At 61.9% G+C, this 14,950-nt stretch carries 15 protein-coding genes; all 15 read right to left on the bottom strand.

Going from position 1 to position 14,950, the window contains the following annotated elements:
* The 15 genes from truA to FQ746_RS27095 all read right to left on the bottom strand — a co-directional run bounded on the left by truA (position 1) and on the right by FQ746_RS27095 (position 14,513).
* A complete protein-coding gene (truA, locus tag FQ746_RS27030) occupies positions 1 to 813 on the bottom strand; it encodes a tRNA pseudouridine(38-40) synthase TruA (protein WP_144112858.1) in 813 nt (270 codons plus the stop codon).
* A complete protein-coding gene (locus FQ746_RS27035; RefSeq protein WP_144112859.1) occupies positions 810 to 3,203 on the bottom strand; it encodes a FimV/HubP family polar landmark protein in 2,394 nt (797 codons plus the stop codon). Before FQ746_RS27035 ends, truA begins: the two co-directional genes overlap by 4 nt.
* A gap of 150 nt (positions 3,204 to 3,353) precedes the next feature.
* Positions 3,354 to 4,475 carry an aspartate-semialdehyde dehydrogenase gene (gene asd / locus FQ746_RS27040; RefSeq protein WP_144112860.1) on the bottom strand — a complete coding sequence of 374 codons (1,122 nt, stop codon included), beginning with the start codon at positions 4,473 to 4,475 and terminating at the stop codon, positions 3,354 to 3,356.
* Positions 4,476 to 4,559: 84 nt separating this feature from the next.
* Positions 4,560 to 4,727 carry a hypothetical protein gene (locus FQ746_RS34905; protein WP_186310865.1) on the bottom strand — a complete coding sequence of 56 codons (168 nt, stop codon included), beginning with the start codon at positions 4,725 to 4,727 and terminating at the stop codon, positions 4,560 to 4,562.
* A gap of 152 nt (positions 4,728 to 4,879) precedes the next feature.
* Positions 4,880 to 5,947, bottom strand: a complete 1,068-nt coding sequence (leuB, locus tag FQ746_RS27045; RefSeq protein ID WP_144112861.1) for a 3-isopropylmalate dehydrogenase — start codon at positions 5,945 to 5,947, stop codon at positions 4,880 to 4,882.
* Positions 5,948 to 6,031: 84 nt separating this feature from the next.
* Positions 6,032 to 6,685, bottom strand: coding sequence for a 3-isopropylmalate dehydratase small subunit (gene leuD / locus FQ746_RS27050; RefSeq protein ID WP_144112862.1), 654 nt, complete (start codon positions 6,683 to 6,685; stop codon positions 6,032 to 6,034).
* Between the two features lie 86 nt (positions 6,686 to 6,771).
* A complete protein-coding gene (locus FQ746_RS27055) occupies positions 6,772 to 6,927 on the bottom strand; it encodes an entericidin A/B family lipoprotein (RefSeq protein ID WP_144112863.1) in 156 nt (51 codons plus the stop codon).
* 7 nt (positions 6,928 to 6,934) lie between these two features.
* Entirely contained in the window at positions 6,935 to 8,344 is a 1,410-nt protein-coding gene (gene leuC, locus FQ746_RS27060) for a 3-isopropylmalate dehydratase large subunit (protein ID WP_144112864.1), read from the bottom strand.
* Between the two features lie 271 nt (positions 8,345 to 8,615).
* Positions 8,616 to 9,917, bottom strand: a complete 1,302-nt coding sequence (gene gltA, locus FQ746_RS27065; protein ID WP_144112865.1) for a citrate synthase — start codon at positions 9,915 to 9,917, stop codon at positions 8,616 to 8,618.
* 72 nt (positions 9,918 to 9,989) lie between these two features.
* A complete protein-coding gene (locus FQ746_RS27070) occupies positions 9,990 to 10,259 on the bottom strand; it encodes a succinate dehydrogenase assembly factor 2 (protein ID WP_144112866.1) in 270 nt (89 codons plus the stop codon).
* A 1-nt stretch (position 10,260) separates the two neighbouring features.
* Positions 10,261 to 10,965: a succinate dehydrogenase iron-sulfur subunit gene (locus FQ746_RS27075; protein ID WP_144112867.1), complete on the bottom strand. Its 705-nt coding sequence runs from the start codon at positions 10,963 to 10,965 to the stop codon at positions 10,261 to 10,263.
* 24 nt (positions 10,966 to 10,989) lie between these two features.
* Complete coding sequence (gene sdhA / locus FQ746_RS27080) at positions 10,990 to 12,765, bottom strand: succinate dehydrogenase flavoprotein subunit (protein WP_144112868.1); 1,776 nt, start codon at positions 12,763 to 12,765, stop codon at positions 10,990 to 10,992.
* Between the two features lie 4 nt (positions 12,766 to 12,769).
* Positions 12,770 to 13,138, bottom strand: coding sequence for a succinate dehydrogenase, hydrophobic membrane anchor protein (gene sdhD, locus FQ746_RS27085; protein ID WP_144112869.1), 369 nt, complete (start codon positions 13,136 to 13,138; stop codon positions 12,770 to 12,772).
* 3 nt (positions 13,139 to 13,141) lie between these two features.
* Positions 13,142 to 13,555 (bottom strand): succinate dehydrogenase, cytochrome b556 subunit, encoded by a 414-nt coding sequence (gene sdhC / locus FQ746_RS27090; protein ID WP_144112870.1) that lies wholly within the window; start codon positions 13,553 to 13,555, stop codon positions 13,142 to 13,144.
* A 157-nt stretch (positions 13,556 to 13,712) separates the two neighbouring features.
* Complete coding sequence (locus tag FQ746_RS27095) at positions 13,713 to 14,513, bottom strand: GntR family transcriptional regulator (RefSeq protein ID WP_144112871.1); 801 nt, start codon at positions 14,511 to 14,513, stop codon at positions 13,713 to 13,715.
* Positions 14,514 to 14,950: the final 437 nt, after the last annotated feature.

Here is a 14,950-nt window from a genome sequence, read left to right on the forward strand (position 1 = left end):
TCAGTTTGGCGCGAGTTCGGTCCATATCGTGCTCCATGGCACGCTGCCGGTTTGCGGCGCGGGCACGGCGAACTGCTCAGGATAGCCCACTTGCGCCAGATATAAGCCGTCCGGCATGAAAGTGGGCGCGGCGCAATCGCGATCGCCGCTCGCCAGCACGTCGGCCAACCACTGCGCAGGGTGACGGCCACGGCCGACGTAGACCAGGCAACCCATCAGGTTACGGACCATGTGATGCAGAAACGCATTTGCCCGAAAGCGGAAATGCACGAAGTCGCCCTGCTTCCGTACGTCGATTGCGTACATCTGCTTGACTGGCGTCTTCGCCTGACACTGCGACGAGCGAAACGCCGAAAAATCGTGTTCGCCGATCAAATGAACCGCGGCAGCGCGCATCGCGTCGACATCGAGTGGCGCGTGGCTCCAGCCTACGCGACCGTCCAGCATCGGCGAGCGGACCGGGTTCACGTACAGCACGTAGTAATAGGTCCTCTCGAATGCCGAAAAACGCGCGTGGAATTCGTCGGGCATCGGCTTTGCCCATTGCACCGCGATCGACTTCGGCAGGAACGCGTTGGTCCCGCGAATCCACGACGCGTCGGTGCGCTCGAGGTCCGTGTCGAAATGCACGACCTGTCCGAGCCCGTGCACGCCCGTGTCCGTGCGGCCGGCGACGATGGTATTGACGGGCGTTCGCGCAAACTCGCACAACGCCCGTTCCAACTCGTCCTGAACCGTACGGCCATGCGTTTGCGACTGCCAGCCGCTGAACGCCGAGCCGTCGAACTGAACGCCGAGCGCTATCCGCGTCACGACAAGGGCGCGAGCGTCGAGAGCAACGCGCGCGCTTCGGTCCGCGTAGCGGGATCGTTCGCCTCGATCACCTCGTTGATCAGCGTGCGCGCGCCCGCCAGATCGCCGAGGTCGATGTATTCGGCGGCCAGATCGAGCTTGTTGCGCGCGATACGGCCGAGATCCGCCTGCGTGAACGCGGGTAGCGGTTGAGCCGCGCCGGGCGGCAACTCCAGATCGAAATCGAGCTTGAGCGCGCCGAATCCGAACGCGCCCAAGCCGGCTACGGAAGCGTGGCCGGCCGTGCCCGCGGCAATTTCATCGGTGACGGATGGCGCGACCCGCGCAGGCGGCTGCGTGTCCGGCGCAAGCGGGACAGCCGGCGGCGGGGTCTCTGAACCAGCGTGTTGCCAATTGCCGTCGGCCTCGTTGTCGAACGACTCGACGCGCGGCGGCAAAGGCATGTCCAGGCTGCCGAACGCCTCCACGGCATCGCGCGGAAACTCGGTCGGGACCGGCGGCAACGACAGCGTCGGAACGGGTGCGAAAGCGGTTGGCTGGGTGTGCGCTAAGGGCTCTAAGGGCTCGAAGGGCTCGGTCGTTTCGAACTCGGCGTCGGTCAGCGGTTCGGGTTCGGGTGGCAACAGGGCGGGCAACTCACGGCTGGACAGGTCGACCGCCACTTGCGCAACTTCATCGGAAGCGGTCGGCAAATGCTCGAAATCGGTTAGCGGCGGCGGAGCTTCCAGCGGCGTGTGCAGCGGCGTGCGCAGCGGCGTGCGCAGCGGCGTGCGCAGCGGCGTAGACGGTTCTTCCAGCACGTTCGCCGCAGGCTCGTCGTCCCATTGCAAACCATGAGCAGGCGCTGCTTCGTGGAAAGCGGTGTCGTGCGGCTCCACGGGTTCGAGAGGCGTCAGCGGCAGTGCGTCGGCTCCGAGTGCCGAGGCAGCGTCTAGGCTCGCCGCCGTGGTTGCGGCGTCGAAATGTTCCTCGTGAACGCCAGGCAGCGGCTCTTCCGGACGGACGCCATCATGGTCGGTCGGTTCGAAATGCGGCGCGGCTTGTGTGGCTTCCCTTTCTGCGGACTCGCGTTCGATGGCGCCAGCCGATTCCGTGGGCTCATGGTCAACGTCCACCGGCGACGCGATGTGTTCCGCCACCTCGTGGGTCGGCGCGTCGCTATCGTGGACGGCAACTTCGTACGCGGCCAGAGCGGCGGCGTTCCCCTGCGCATCAGACGAGGCTGCAGGCACCGGCGTAGCCTGGCCGGGCGTCGGCGCTCCATGGTCGGCCGCAGCGGCTTCGGCTTCGCCGTCCCGCTTGCGTCTACGCAGTCGCAATGCCGCCAGCACCACCACCAGCGCCGCGCCGACAGCCGCCGCCACGCTCAACCCGGTTTGCGACATCCCTGCATCGTGCGCCGGCGTCGTGCTGGCATTGCCAGTCGCCGTATTGTTTGCGGCAGACGTCCCGGCAGCCGGTTGTGCGCCAGTAGAGGCGCTCGTACCAGCCGGCGACCCGCCGATGCCATGCTTCTGCAATTCCATCAACACGCGATTTTTCAGCGCAAGCAGTTGTTGCAGACTGGACACGTGCGTGGCCGGCTGCGCTGCAGTTTGTCCGCTTGCCGCCGCGTTTCCCGAAGCACCGACGGCTGAACTGGCGGGCGCCTGAATCGACCCGGACCACTCGTGTGCGCCGCTTGCCGGTGATCCCACGGCTTGCGAGCCCGCGACGGGCGCCGTGGGCGCCGTGGACGACCCGGGACCGCTGGCTGCCGCACCGGTCTGAACCGCATCGGAGCCAGCCACGTTAGCGCTAGCACTGGCGCCAGTCGCGGCCGCAGCCGAAGAACCTTCAACACCACCAATCGCGCCGACCTCGCTAGCCGCTGCGTGGCCCGGTGCCACGCTACTAGCCGAACCACCACTCGTAACAGCCGCCGCGTTCGGCGCAGCAGCCGAAGCCCCATCCGACACAGACGCTGCCGGAGCCGACGAAGCCGCCGCGCCCCCCGACGCCGCCACCAACGCCCCCGACGCATCCAGCGCCGGCACTGTCAGCACCGCGCCGAGCCGCAGCCGGCTCGGGTCGTTCTTCATGAACGCGTTCGGATTCGTATCGAACAGCGCCCGCGTCGCGCGCGCGAGCGTCGCCTTGTCGTGCGACTGGGTGACGGCAATCGCGAGATCGTTCAACGATTGCCCGGGCTTCACCGTCAACTGACTGCCGACGGCAGCCGGCGCCGACGCGGCATCCGGTGCGCTCGCCGCCGCAGCCGGCGCGGCGCTCGCGCTACCCACGCCGGCACCCAGCAAGAGGGTCAACGCGGCAGCAGCGGCTACCCGATCGAATCGGCCCATGGCTCGACGGTTGAACATGGCCCGAAGGGTGGAGTGTCGAAAGTTCATCGGGACACCTGGCGCATCGGCGCGCAGCCCTTTTTTACGGTTAATAAACGAGAAGGAGACAGACAAGATAATCCGGAGCGAACAATAAAAAAGCGCCGCACAAAGGCGACGCTTCCTGAGTTTCCACGCGTCGTGAGCGCGTAGTTTACTTTACTTGTCGAGCACAATGCGAAGCATGCGACGCAGCGGTTCCGCCGCGCCCCACAGCAGCTGGTCGCCGACCGTGAACGCCGACAGATATTCGCCGCCCATCGCCAGCTTGCGCACCCGGCCGACCGGCACCGTCAACGTACCCGTGACCACCGCCGGCGACAGATCGCGCATCGACGCTTCGCGTTCGTTCGGCACGACCTTCACCCAGTCGTTACCCGACGCGAGGATGCTGTTCACTTCGTCGAGCGGCACGTCCTTGTTCAGCTTGATGGTCAGCGCCTGCGAGTGACAGCGCATGGCGCCGATCCGCACGCACAAACCGTCGACCGGAATCGAACCCGGCGTGCCCATGGCCGGCTTGCCGAGGATCTTGTTGGTTTCCGCGCCGCCCTTCCATTCTTCCTTCGACATGCCGTTGCCGAGGTCCTTGTCGATCCACGGAATCAGCGAGCCGGCGAGCGGCACGCCGAAGTTGTCGGTCGGCATGCGGTCGCTGTTCATCGCGGCCAGCACGCGGCGGTCGATGTCGAGAATCGCCGACGACGGATCGGCCAGGTCTTCCTTCGCCGCGCCGTACAAGGTGCCCATTTGCTGCAGCAGTTCGCGCATGTTCTGCGCACCCGCGCCCGATGCAGCCTGGTACGTCATGGCCGTCATCCAGTCGACGAGGTTTTCGCGGAACAGACCGCCCAGCGCCATCAACATCAGGCTGACCGTGCAGTTGCCGCCGATGAAATTCTTCTGCCCCTTGACCAGCGCGTCCTTGATCACGTCGAGGTTGACCGGATCGAGAATGATGACCGCGTCGTCCTTCATGCGCAGCGACGAAGCCGCGTCGATCCAGTAACCGTTCCAGCCTGCCGCGCGAAGCTTCGGGAACACCTCGTTCGTGTAATCGCCGCCCTGGCAGGAGATGATGGCTTCACACTTCTTCAGGTCTTCGATGCTCGTCGCATCTTTGAGCTTGGTCTCGTTTTTGGCGAACGACGGCGCGTTGCCGCCCGCGTTGCTGGTGCTGAAGAACACCGGTTCGATCAAGTCGAAATCGCCTTCCTGTTGCATGCGCTGCATCAGGACGCTGCCGACCATGCCGCGCCAACCTACGAGACCTACGTTCATGACTTCATACCCTTCGAGTGGAAACTTCCCCGCATCTTTGCCCGCAGTGACCGCGCGGGGAAGATGAGCGGGCACGACGGACGATCAGCGTTTCGTGATCGTTTTCGGGGTAATCGTTTTGGTAATGGATTTGCCGATAATGGCGTGCTTCGTGGTGTGCTTCATGGCGAACTCAACCGCACGGGCCGTCTTGCCGTGCAGGTTATCAATCGAGGAGATTGTGGAGATTTGCGCCATCGCGACAATATACACGAAAAACCGAATCGGACGACGCGATTCGCTGCTATCGCCCGAATGACGCGCGAATCGGCCCCATTCGGAGCCAATTCGCGTTTTAAAGGCCGTTTTGCGGGCCTTTTGCTTTCAATGCAGGAAGACGATGAATACCCGCCCGCTGTCCGGTGTCAAAGCGCTGCAATCACCGCGTCGCCCATCTCGACGGTGCCGACCTGCTTGCAACCCGGCGTGAGAATGTCGCCAGTCCGGTAACCCTGCTCCAACACCTTCTTCACCGCGCTTTCGATACGGTCGGCCTGCTCCACCTTGTTCAGCGAATAACGCAGCAGCATCGCGGCCGACAGGATCGTCGCGAGCGGATTCGCCACGCCCTTGCCCGCGATATCCGGCGCCGAGCCATGCGACGGCTCGTACAAGCCCTTGTTGTTCTTGTCGAGCGAGGCCGATGGCAACATGCCGATCGAACCCGTCAGCATCGCGGCTTCGTCCGACAGGATGTCGCCGAACATGTTGCCCGTGACGACCACGTCGAAGGCTTTCGGCGCCTTGACCAGTTGCATCGCGGCGTTGTCGACGTACATATGCGACAACTCGACATCCGCGTATTCCTTCGACACGTCGATCATCACGTCGCGCCAGAATTGCGACGTTTCCAGCACGTTCGCTTTGTCGACGCTCGTGAGTTTCTTCTGACGCTTCTGCGCGGCCTGAAACGCCACGTGCGCGATACGGCGCACTTCGGGTTCCGAATAGCGCATCGTGTCAAAACCTTCCTTCGCACCGGCGAACAGACCGTCCGGCGCTTCACGCACGCCGCGCGGCGCGCCGAAGTAAATGTCGCCGTTCAGTTCGCGCACGATCAGGATGTCCAGACCCGAGACGATCTCTTCCTTCAACGACGACGCCGCCGTCAGTTGCGGATAGCAGATCGCCGGACGGAAATTCGCGAACAGTTGCAGGTGTTTGCGCAGGCCCAGAATGGCCTGTTCCGGCCGCAGCGCGCGTTCGAGCGAATCGTATTTCCAGTCGCCGACCGCGCCGAACAGGATCGCGTCGGCTTCCTTAGCCAGCGCCAGCGTCGAATCGGGCAGCGGATGACCCTTCGCTTCGTAGCCCGCGCCACCGACCGGCGCTTCTTCGAGTTCGAATTTCTCGCCGAGTACGTTCAGAACCTTGACGGCTTCCTTGACGATTTCGGGACCGATGCCGTCGCCCGGCAACACTGCGATCTTCATGCGAATTCCTTGATGTGGGTGCTTCGAGACTGATGGGCCTGCTTCAGACACGCCAAAGACGCGCGAAACGCGCGTCCAGCGTCCTTACCCGACGATGCGATGCGCGAGCCACGGCTGCTTCGTAATACGCTCCGCTTCGAACTGGCGAATCTTGTCGGCGTGACGCAGCGTAAGGCCGATATCGTCGAAACCGTTCAGCAGACAATACTTGCGGAAACCCGCGACGTCGAACGGATACTCCGTGCCGCCGTCCGACGTGCGCACGACTTGCGCTTCCAGGTCGATGGTCAGCTTGAAGCCGTTGAACGCGTACGTCTCGTTGAACAGATGATCGACCTGCTGTTCGGTCAGCGGAATAGGCAGCAGCCCGTTCTTGAAACAGTTGTTGTAGAAGATATCGGCGAAACTCGGTGCGATGACCGCGCGGAAGCCGTATTGCTGCAACGCCCAGGGCGCGTGTTCGCGCGAACTGCCGCAGCCGAAATTCTTGCGCGCCAGCAGCACGGTGGCGCCTTGATAACGCGGCTGGTTCAGCACGAAGTCCGGGTTCAGCGGACGCTTCGAGTTGTCCTGACCGGGCTCGCCGTGGTCGAGATAACGCCACTCGTCGAACGCATTCGGACCGAAGCCCGTGCGCTTGATCGACTTCAGGAATTGCTTCGGAATAATCGCGTCCGTGTCGACGTTCTCGCGATCGAGCGGCGCCACGACGCCGGTGTGTACGGTAAATTTATCCATGACGCTTTCCGCCTGTCTAAGGTCCGGGCGATGCGCGGTCGGCCTGAAAGCCGTTTGCCGCATCGCCGGCAAAAATCAAAAAACGCTTATTTGTCAGCGTGGTTGCTGATCGAATTGCCGAGGTGCGACATGTCCTCGCCGAATCCGTGCACCGTGTTGCAGCCGGTCAGACCGAGCAGAAGCCCAGCCAGCGAACCGAGTGCGAAGCGGCGCAATAGAGTGCTGCGATTCGTCTGAAGCATGTTGCGCTCAACCCAGCTTGCGAATGTCGACGAAATGCCCTTCGATGGCAGCGGCTGCCGCCATGGCCGGACTGACCAGGTGAGTGCGGCCACCGGCGCCCTGACGACCCTCGAAATTGCGATTCGACGTGGACGCGCAACGCTCGCCCGGATCGAGCCGGTCGGCGTTCATGGCCAGACACATCGAGCAACCCGGCTCACGCCATTCGAAGCCCGCGTCGATGAACACTTTATCCAGGCCCTCGCGCTCGGCTTGCGCCTTCACGAGACCCGAGCCCGGCACCACCATCGCGAGACGGATGTTCGGTGCGACCCGGCGGCCCAGTTTCTTGACGACGTACGCGGCTGCGCGGATGTCTTCGATACGCGCATTCGTGCACGAGCCGATGAAAATCTTGTCCGGCTTGATCGATTCGATCGGCGCGTTCGGTTCGAGCGCCATGTACTTCAACGCGCGTTCCATTGCGTCGCGCTTGACCGGATCCTTTTCGCGCTCGGGATCGGGCACGCGGCCGTCGACGGCGATGACCATTTCCGGCGACGTGCCCCACGTGACTTGCGGCACGATTTCCGCGGCATTGATCTCGACCACGCGGTCGAAGTGCGCGCCGTCGTCGCTCCTGAACTGCTTCCAGTACTCGACCGCGTGATCCCATTCGACGCCTTGCGGCGAATACGGGCGGCCTTTCAGGTAATCGATGGTGGTGTCGTCCACCGCGACCATGCCGGCGCGCGCGCCGCCTTCGATCGCCATGTTGCAGACCGTCATGCGGCCTTCCATGGAGAGCGCGCGAATGGTCGAGCCGCCGAATTCGATCGCGTAACCCGTACCGCCGGCCGTACCGATCTTGCCGATGATGGCGAGCACGATGTCTTTCGCCGTACAGCCACGCGGCAGCGGACCTTCGACCTTCACCAGCATGTTCTTGCTCTTCTTCTGCAGGAGCGTTTGCGTGGCCAGCACGTGCTCGACTTCCGAGGTGCCGATACCGTGCGCCAGCGCGCCAAACGCGCCGTGCGTGGACGTATGCGAATCACCGCAGACGATCGTCATGCCGGGCAGCGTCGCGCCCTGCTCCGGCCCGATGATGTGCACGATGCCCTGACGCAGGTCGTTCATCTTGAACTGCGTGATGCCATAAGCGTCGCAGTTCGTATCGAGCGTATCGACTTGCAGCTTCGAGACCGGATCGGCAATGCCGTGACTGCGATCGGTCGTGGGGACGTTATGGTCCGACACCGCCAGATTCGCGCTGATGCGCCACACCGGCCGTTCAGCGATCTTCAGGCCTTCGAACGCCTGAGGGCTGGTGACTTCGTGCAGCAGGTGACGGTCGATATAGAGAATCGTCGTGCCGTCTTCTTCCGTGTGGATCACGTGTGTGTTCCACAATTTGTCGTAGAGAGTCTGTGCCATGGTATCGGGGAAATAGTATTGACTGCGGGGCTGACCGTGTCGGGCGATTATGCCACGCGCGCCGCGCGTTTAACCCCTATACCAGGGAGAAAACCGATAAAAAACAGGGAGTTGGGTGGTAGTAGCGATACCTGTATCGACGTTACCCGGCACGCTGCCGACGGGTCGCGCGATGCCGCAGCGCAATAGAAAACGCCCCGACGGTTTGACCCGTCGGGGCGTTTTTCCTGCGTTTTCAGCGACGTGGATCTACACCGAAAACGCGTTCGGCTTAGCGTTGATCGAGCGGCTTCGCTTCACGTTGCGTGTCGCCGATGAACAGCTGACGCGGACGGCCAATCTTCTGTTCCGGATCGGCGATCATTTCGTTCCATTGCGCGATCCAGCCCACCGTACGCGCCATCGCGAAGATACAGGTGAACATCGACGTCGGGATGCCCAGTGCGCGTTGCACGATGCCCGAGTAGAAGTCGACGTTCGGGTAGAGCTTGCGCGACACGAAGTATTCGTCTTCCAGCGCGATTTTTTCGAGCGCCATGGCCAGCTTGAACAGCGGGTCGTCGTGCAGACCCAGTTCTTCCAGCACTTCGTGGCAGGTTTCGCGCATCAGCTTTGCACGCGGATCGTAGTTCTTGTACACGCGGTGACCGAAGCCCATCAGCTTCACGCCGGAGTTCTTGTCCTTCACCTGCTTGATGAACTCGGGGATGTTGTCGACCGAGCCGATTTCTTCCAGCATGTTCAGCGCGGCTTCGTTCGCGCCACCGTGCGCCGGGCCCCACAGACACGCGATACCGGCAGCGATACACGCGAACGGGTTGGCACCCGACGAACCGGCCAGACGCACCGTCGAGGTCGACGCGTTCTGTTCGTGATCGGCATGCAGAATCAGGATACGGTCGAGCGCGCGAACCAGCACGTCGTTGACCTTGTACTCTTCGCACGGGTTCGAGAACATCATGTGCATGAAGTTCGCGCTGTACGAGAGTTCGTTCTTCGGGTACGCGAACGGCTGACCGATGCTGTACTTGTACGCCATGGCCACCAGCGTCGGCAGCTTCGCGATCATGCGAATGGCCGACACGTCACGGTGACGCGGATTGTTGATGTCGAGCGAGTCGTGATAGAACGCCGACAGCGCACCGACCGCCGCCACCAGAATCGCCATCGGGTGAGCGTCGCGACGGAAACCGCGGAAGAAGAAGTGCATCTGCTCATGCACCATCGTGTGCTTCGTGACGGTGTTCACGAACTCTTCTTTCTGCTCGGCGGTGGGCAATTCGCCCTTCAGCAGCAGGAAGCAGGTTTCGAGGAAGTCGGCGTTTTCAGCGAGGTTGTCGATCGGGAAGCCGCGATACAGCAGCTCGCCCTTGTCGCCGTCGATGTAGGTGATCGCCGAATTGCAAGCCGCCGTCGACATGAAGCCCGGGTCGTACGTGAACTTGCCGGTCTGGCCGTACAGTTTGCGAATGTCGATCACGTCCGGGCCGAGAGTGCCCTTGTAAATCGGCATTTCAACGCTCGGCGAATTGTCGCTGAACGATAGCGTGGCTTTAACATCTGACGGGGTCATAGCACATCCTCAATCGAAGTATGGAAACAGGGTTTCGATAATTGCACGCCGGGAACAACGGACAAGCAGCGCTCAGTCCTTGCGCAGCAGCTCCAGCACCCGGATAACGTCCGGGTCGGCAAGGTCGCCTTCCGGTTCCTTGCGCGCGAGCAGCAAGTCCATCAGGTCGTTATCGCTCAGCTCGAGCAGGCGGGTGAGAGCGCCTACGTCGGCGTCGCTGAGGTCATGCTCATATCGGCCGAAAAAACGTTCAAAGATCAGATCGTTTTCCAGCAAGCCGCGCCGCGCGCGCCAGCGAAGGCGCGCGCGGCGAAGAGGGTCGGACTGATGTGACTCGTCCATCTCAAACAGCGCGGCGAACCATCAGTTCCTTGATCTTGCCGATCGCCTTGGTCGGGTTCAGGCCCTTCGGGCAGACGTCGACGCAATTCATGATCGTATGGCAACGGAACAGACGGTACGGATCTTCCAGGTTGTCGAGGCGTTCGCCCGTCGCTTCGTCACGGCTGTCCGCGATGAAACGATAGGCTTGCAACAGGCCGGCCGGGCCGACGAACTTGTCCGGATTCCACCAGAAGCTCGGGCACGACGTCGAGCAGCTGGCGCACAGGATACATTCGTACAGGCCGTCGAGTTCGTCGCGTTCTTCCGGCGTTTGCAGACGTTCTTTTTCCGGCGGCGGCGTATCGTTGATCAGGTACGGCTTGATCGAATGATACTGGTTGAAGAAGTTCGTCATGTCGACGATCAGGTCGCGAATGACCGGCAGGCCCGGCAACGGGCGCAGCACGATTTTCTGCGGCAGATCGTTCATGTTCTGCAGGCAGGCCAGACCGTTCTTGCCGTTGATGTTCATCGCGTCCGAACCGCACACGCCTTCGCGGCACGAACGGCGGAACGACAGGGTTTCGTCGACCGCTTTCAGCTTCAGCAGTGCGTCGAGCAGCATGCGTTCGTGCGAGTCGATTTCGATCTCATACGATTGCATGCGCGGCGCTGCGTCCTTGTCCGGATCGTAGCGGTAGATTTCAAATGTACGCTTAGCCATTTCTGAATTCCTTTGACGTGTGCCTTAGAAGGTCCGCGCTTTCGGCGGCACCGATTCGACGGTCAGCGGTTGCATGTGCACCGGCTTGTAGTCGAGGCGGTCGCCTTCGCTGAACCACAGCGTATGACGCATCCAGTTTTCGTCGTCGCGATGTTCGAAGTCGTCTTGCGCATGCGCGCCGCGGCTTTCCTTACGCGCTTCGGCGGAGACCATCGTGGCGCGAGCCACTTCGATCAGGTTCGCCACTTCCAGCGCTTCGACGCGTGCCGTGTTGAACACCTTCGACTTGTCTTTCAGATGGATGTTGTCGACCCGTTCCGCCACTTCGCGAATCCGCTCGACGCCTTCGGCCAGCAGCTTCGACGTGCGGAACACGCCGGCATGCGCTTGCATCGTGGCGCGGATGTCGTTCGCGACGCTTTGCGTGTACTCGCCCGACGACGATTTTTCCAGCTTGTCCAGACGCGACAGCGCGAAATCGGCGGCGTCGGCCGGCAGCGGCTTGTGCTCCTTGATTTCCCGCACGTGCTTGACGATATGGTTGCCGGCCGCACGGCCGAACACCACGAGGTCGAGCAGCGAGTTCGTGCCGAGACGGTTTGCACCGTGCACCGATACGCACGAGCATTCGCCCACGGCGTAGAAACCGTTGACCGCTTCTTCGTGACCGCGCGACGTACCCACCACCTGACCGTTGATGTTCGTCGGGATACCGCCCATTTGATAATGAATGGTCGGGACGACCGGGATCGGCTCTTTAATACAGTCGACGTTCGCGAACTTCATCGCGATTTCGCGGATGGACGGCAGACGCTTCATGATCGTCTCGGCGCCGATGTGCGACAGGTCGAGCAGCACGTGATCCTTGTTCGGACCCACGCCGCGGCCTTCCTTGATTTCCTGGTCCATCGAACGCGAAACGAAGTCGCGCGGCGCCAGATCTTTCAGCGTCGGCGCGTAACGTTCCATGAAACGCTCGCCGTCGGAGTTACGCAGAATCCCGCCTTCACCGCGCACGCCTTCGGTAATCAGCACGCCCGCGCCGGCCACGCCAGTCGGGTGGAATTGCCAGAATTCCATGTCTTGCAGCGCGATGCCCGAACGCGCCGCCATGCCCAGACCGTCGCCGGTGTTGATGAACGCGTTGGTGGACGCCGCGAAAATACGGCCTGCGCCGCCCGTGGCGAACAGCGTGGTCTTGCCTTCGAGAATGTAGACGTCGCCCGTTTCCATTTCGAGCGCCGTGACGCCGAGCACGTCGCCGTCGGCGTCGCGGATCAGATCCAGCGCCATCCATTCGACGAAGAACTGCGTCTTGGCCGCGACGTTCTGCTGATACAGCGTGTGCAGCAGCGCGTGACCGGTACGGTCGGCGGCCGCGCAAGCGCGTTGCACCGGCTTCTCGCCGTAGTTGGCGGTGTGGCCGCCGAACGGACGCTGGTAAATCGTGCCGTCGGCATTACGGTCGAACGGCATGCCCATGTGTTCGAGTTCGTAGACGGCGTTCGGTGCTTCGCGGCACATGAACTCGATAGCGTCCTGGTCGCCGAGCCAGTCGGAGCCCTTGATCGTGTCGTAGAAGTGGTAGTGCCAGTTGTCTTCGCTCATGTTGCCGAGCGAGGCGCCGATGCCGCCTTGCGCCGCGACCGTGTGCGAACGCGTCGGGAACACTTTGGACAGCACACAGACCGACAGACCGGCGCGCGCGAGTTGCAGCGAAGCGCGCATCCCCGAGCCGCCTGCGCCGACGATGACCACGTCGAATTTGCGACGCGGCAGAGAATTCTTGATTGCAGCCATTCTTTTACACTCTCCAGAGAATCTGCGCAGCGTAGCCCGCACACGCGAGCAGCCAGAGGATCGTCAGCACCTGCAGGAACAGGCGCGTGCCAGCGGGCTTCACATAGTCCATCCAGATGTCGCGAATACCCACCCACGCGTGATAGAACACCGACAGCAGCGTGACGAACGTTGCGAGCTTCATCCATTGCGTAGCGAAAATCGAGGCCCAGCCGTCGTACGAGAAATCGTGCGCGCCGAAGAACCAGGCGAGCAGGATGACCGTATAAACCGCCATCACACAGGCGGTAATGCGCTGCGCGAGCCAGTCGCGCAGACCGTAATGCGCGCCGACGACGAGACGCTTCGGGCCAATTCGGTTATTAGCTGCCATTTTTTAGAATGCTCCGAACAGTTTGGCCGCGAATGCGAGAGTGAGCAGCGACGACACGACGAGAACGACGATGGAGGTTTGCTTGCCGCCTTCCTTGCTCACGGCACGGTGCGTGTCCATGACCAGATAGCGGATGCCGGCGCAGAAGTGAAACAGGAAAGCCCACGCCAGAACGAGCGTGATGAGCTTGATGATGATGTGGGAGAGAAAACCTTTGAATACGTCGAAACTAAGTTCAGATGTCAGGCTCTGATCGAAGAGGTACAGCAGGAACGGAAGAAAAACAAAAAGCAGACCACCGCTCGCGCGGTGCAAGATCGACACTCGCCCCGCTAGAGGGAGACGGTATGCCGTCAATATCTGCCCGACACCGATGTTCCGGAATTCCGGCCTCGGTTTTTTTACGGCTTCAGCCATGCTAGACCCCTACTATGTAGTCACACTAATCCGCAATTTTAGCGCCTTTTTATATCGCGCTGCAGCGAAAACCACTACAGGTCCGTTACAGATTGCGCGATGAAGACGCCTTCAAACAGGCACGTGTGTGGGACACGTCACCTGTATTCAGCCCGATTCAACTGAGATCGTTCTGATAGTAATACCCGGTTGTGACATACCAACCTCGCCGGACTTCGACCGGCCGGTCCCCGTATGTATACGACACGCGTTCGACCGAGAGCAGCGGAAAACCCGCCGGCACATGCAGCAGATCGGCCACAGCGGGTTCGGCCGCGACCGCGCGGATTTTCTCCGTCGCACGGATCATGCGCGTGCCGAAATCCGTCTCGAACATCGCGTACAGGGGACCCTTGTATTCCGACAACCGCTCGAACGTGAGCCCGCGAAACACGGCGCCCGGCAGCCAGATTTCGTCGAGCACGGTGACTTCGCCGTCGAACTGCAGCAGGCGTTTGATCAGCACCACCGGATCGGCGGGCTTCAGATCGAGTTGCCGCGCAATGTCCGCCGAGGCGCGCAGCCGCCGGCACTCGAGCAGGCGACTGACGTGCGGATGCTCCGCGCCGTCATCGGCCAGTAATCTGAGGAAGCGAAACTGGGCGCGGTCTTCGTTGTGCGTCGCAACAAACGTGCCCTTGCCCTGACGGCGCACCAGCAGGTTATCGGCGGCGAGTTCGTCGATCGCTTTGCGCACGGTGCCCTGGCTGACCTTGAATCTGGCCGCCAGTTCGACTTCACTGGGGATGATCTCGCCCGGCTTCCATTCACCGCTTTCGAGGCTCTGCGTAATCAAGCCCTTGATCTGCTGATACAAAGGGCTGAAAGTGGGCGACGTGGCAGGGGTGGCAGCGGGTACGCCTTCGCCCGCGGCAGCCTGGCCGTTCGGGTGAGTCGTGTTCGCCGGGTTCGAATTCATGCGCGCATTTCATCATAAAGCGTCGGGTTGCGTCTAGGGTTTTCCCGTCGATAGATATGTCTTATATAAGACATAAGATAATGTTGACTTTGTGTCTGTCGAATCCTACACTCCCTGGCGAGCAAGGGTTTGCGGGGTTTTCAACGCTATTCGGCCACCGTTTTTCATGTCGCCGTATTGCGCCGGAACGACCGCCGGAGACACTGCACCATGCCGTTCCCCAGCAGTCCAGATTTCGCCTCGCCGCCATCAGTTTGGCCAGACGCTTGCCGAAAACGCGCTGTTTGCAGGAGCCCGCACCGTGCAGCGGCTTTCCGGCACCACCGGCGGCGTCAACCGCCCCGCTTCCCGTTTTACCGCTCGGCAATCCAGGTTTCCGGCATGACGGTCTTGCCGCCACGCGCCACACGGCCCCGCCACTTTTCAGGGCCGCTCGC

This window comes from Paraburkholderia sp. BCC1886 (assembly GCF_900996245.1).
In the GTDB taxonomy this organism is placed as follows: domain Bacteria; phylum Pseudomonadota; class Gammaproteobacteria; order Burkholderiales; family Burkholderiaceae; genus Paraburkholderia.

Excerpts from the sequence above, each read along its gene's own strand:
- FQ746_RS27035 (WP_144112859.1), bottom strand. The coding sequence starts at position 3,203 with ATGAACTTTCGACACTCCACCCTTCGGGCCATGTTCAACCGTCGAGCC.
- asd (WP_144112860.1), bottom strand. The coding sequence starts at position 4,475 with ATGAACGTAGGTCTCGTAGGTTGGCGCGGCATGGTCGGCAGCGTCCTG.
- leuB (WP_144112861.1), bottom strand. The coding sequence starts at position 5,947 with ATGAAGATCGCAGTGTTGCCGGGCGACGGCATCGGTCCCGAAATCGTC.
- leuD (WP_144112862.1), bottom strand. The coding sequence starts at position 6,685 with ATGGATAAATTTACCGTACACACCGGCGTCGTGGCGCCGCTCGATCGC.
- FQ746_RS27055 (WP_144112863.1), bottom strand. The coding sequence starts at position 6,927 with ATGCTTCAGACGAATCGCAGCACTCTATTGCGCCGCTTCGCACTCGGT.
- leuC (WP_144112864.1), bottom strand. The coding sequence starts at position 8,344 with ATGGCACAGACTCTCTACGACAAATTGTGGAACACACACGTGATCCAC.
- gltA (WP_144112865.1), bottom strand. The coding sequence starts at position 9,917 with ATGACCCCGTCAGATGTTAAAGCCACGCTATCGTTCAGCGACAATTCG.
- FQ746_RS27070 (WP_144112866.1), bottom strand. The coding sequence starts at position 10,259 with ATGGACGAGTCACATCAGTCCGACCCTCTTCGCCGCGCGCGCCTTCGC.
- FQ746_RS27075 (WP_144112867.1), bottom strand. The coding sequence starts at position 10,965 with ATGGCTAAGCGTACATTTGAAATCTACCGCTACGATCCGGACAAGGAC.
- sdhA (WP_144112868.1), bottom strand. The coding sequence starts at position 12,765 with ATGGCTGCAATCAAGAATTCTCTGCCGCGTCGCAAATTCGACGTGGTC.
- sdhD (WP_144112869.1), bottom strand. The coding sequence starts at position 13,138 with ATGGCAGCTAATAACCGAATTGGCCCGAAGCGTCTCGTCGTCGGCGCG.
- sdhC (WP_144112870.1), bottom strand. The coding sequence starts at position 13,555 with ATGGCTGAAGCCGTAAAAAAACCGAGGCCGGAATTCCGGAACATCGGT.
- FQ746_RS27095 (WP_144112871.1), bottom strand. The coding sequence starts at position 14,513 with ATGAATTCGAACCCGGCGAACACGACTCACCCGAACGGCCAGGCTGCC.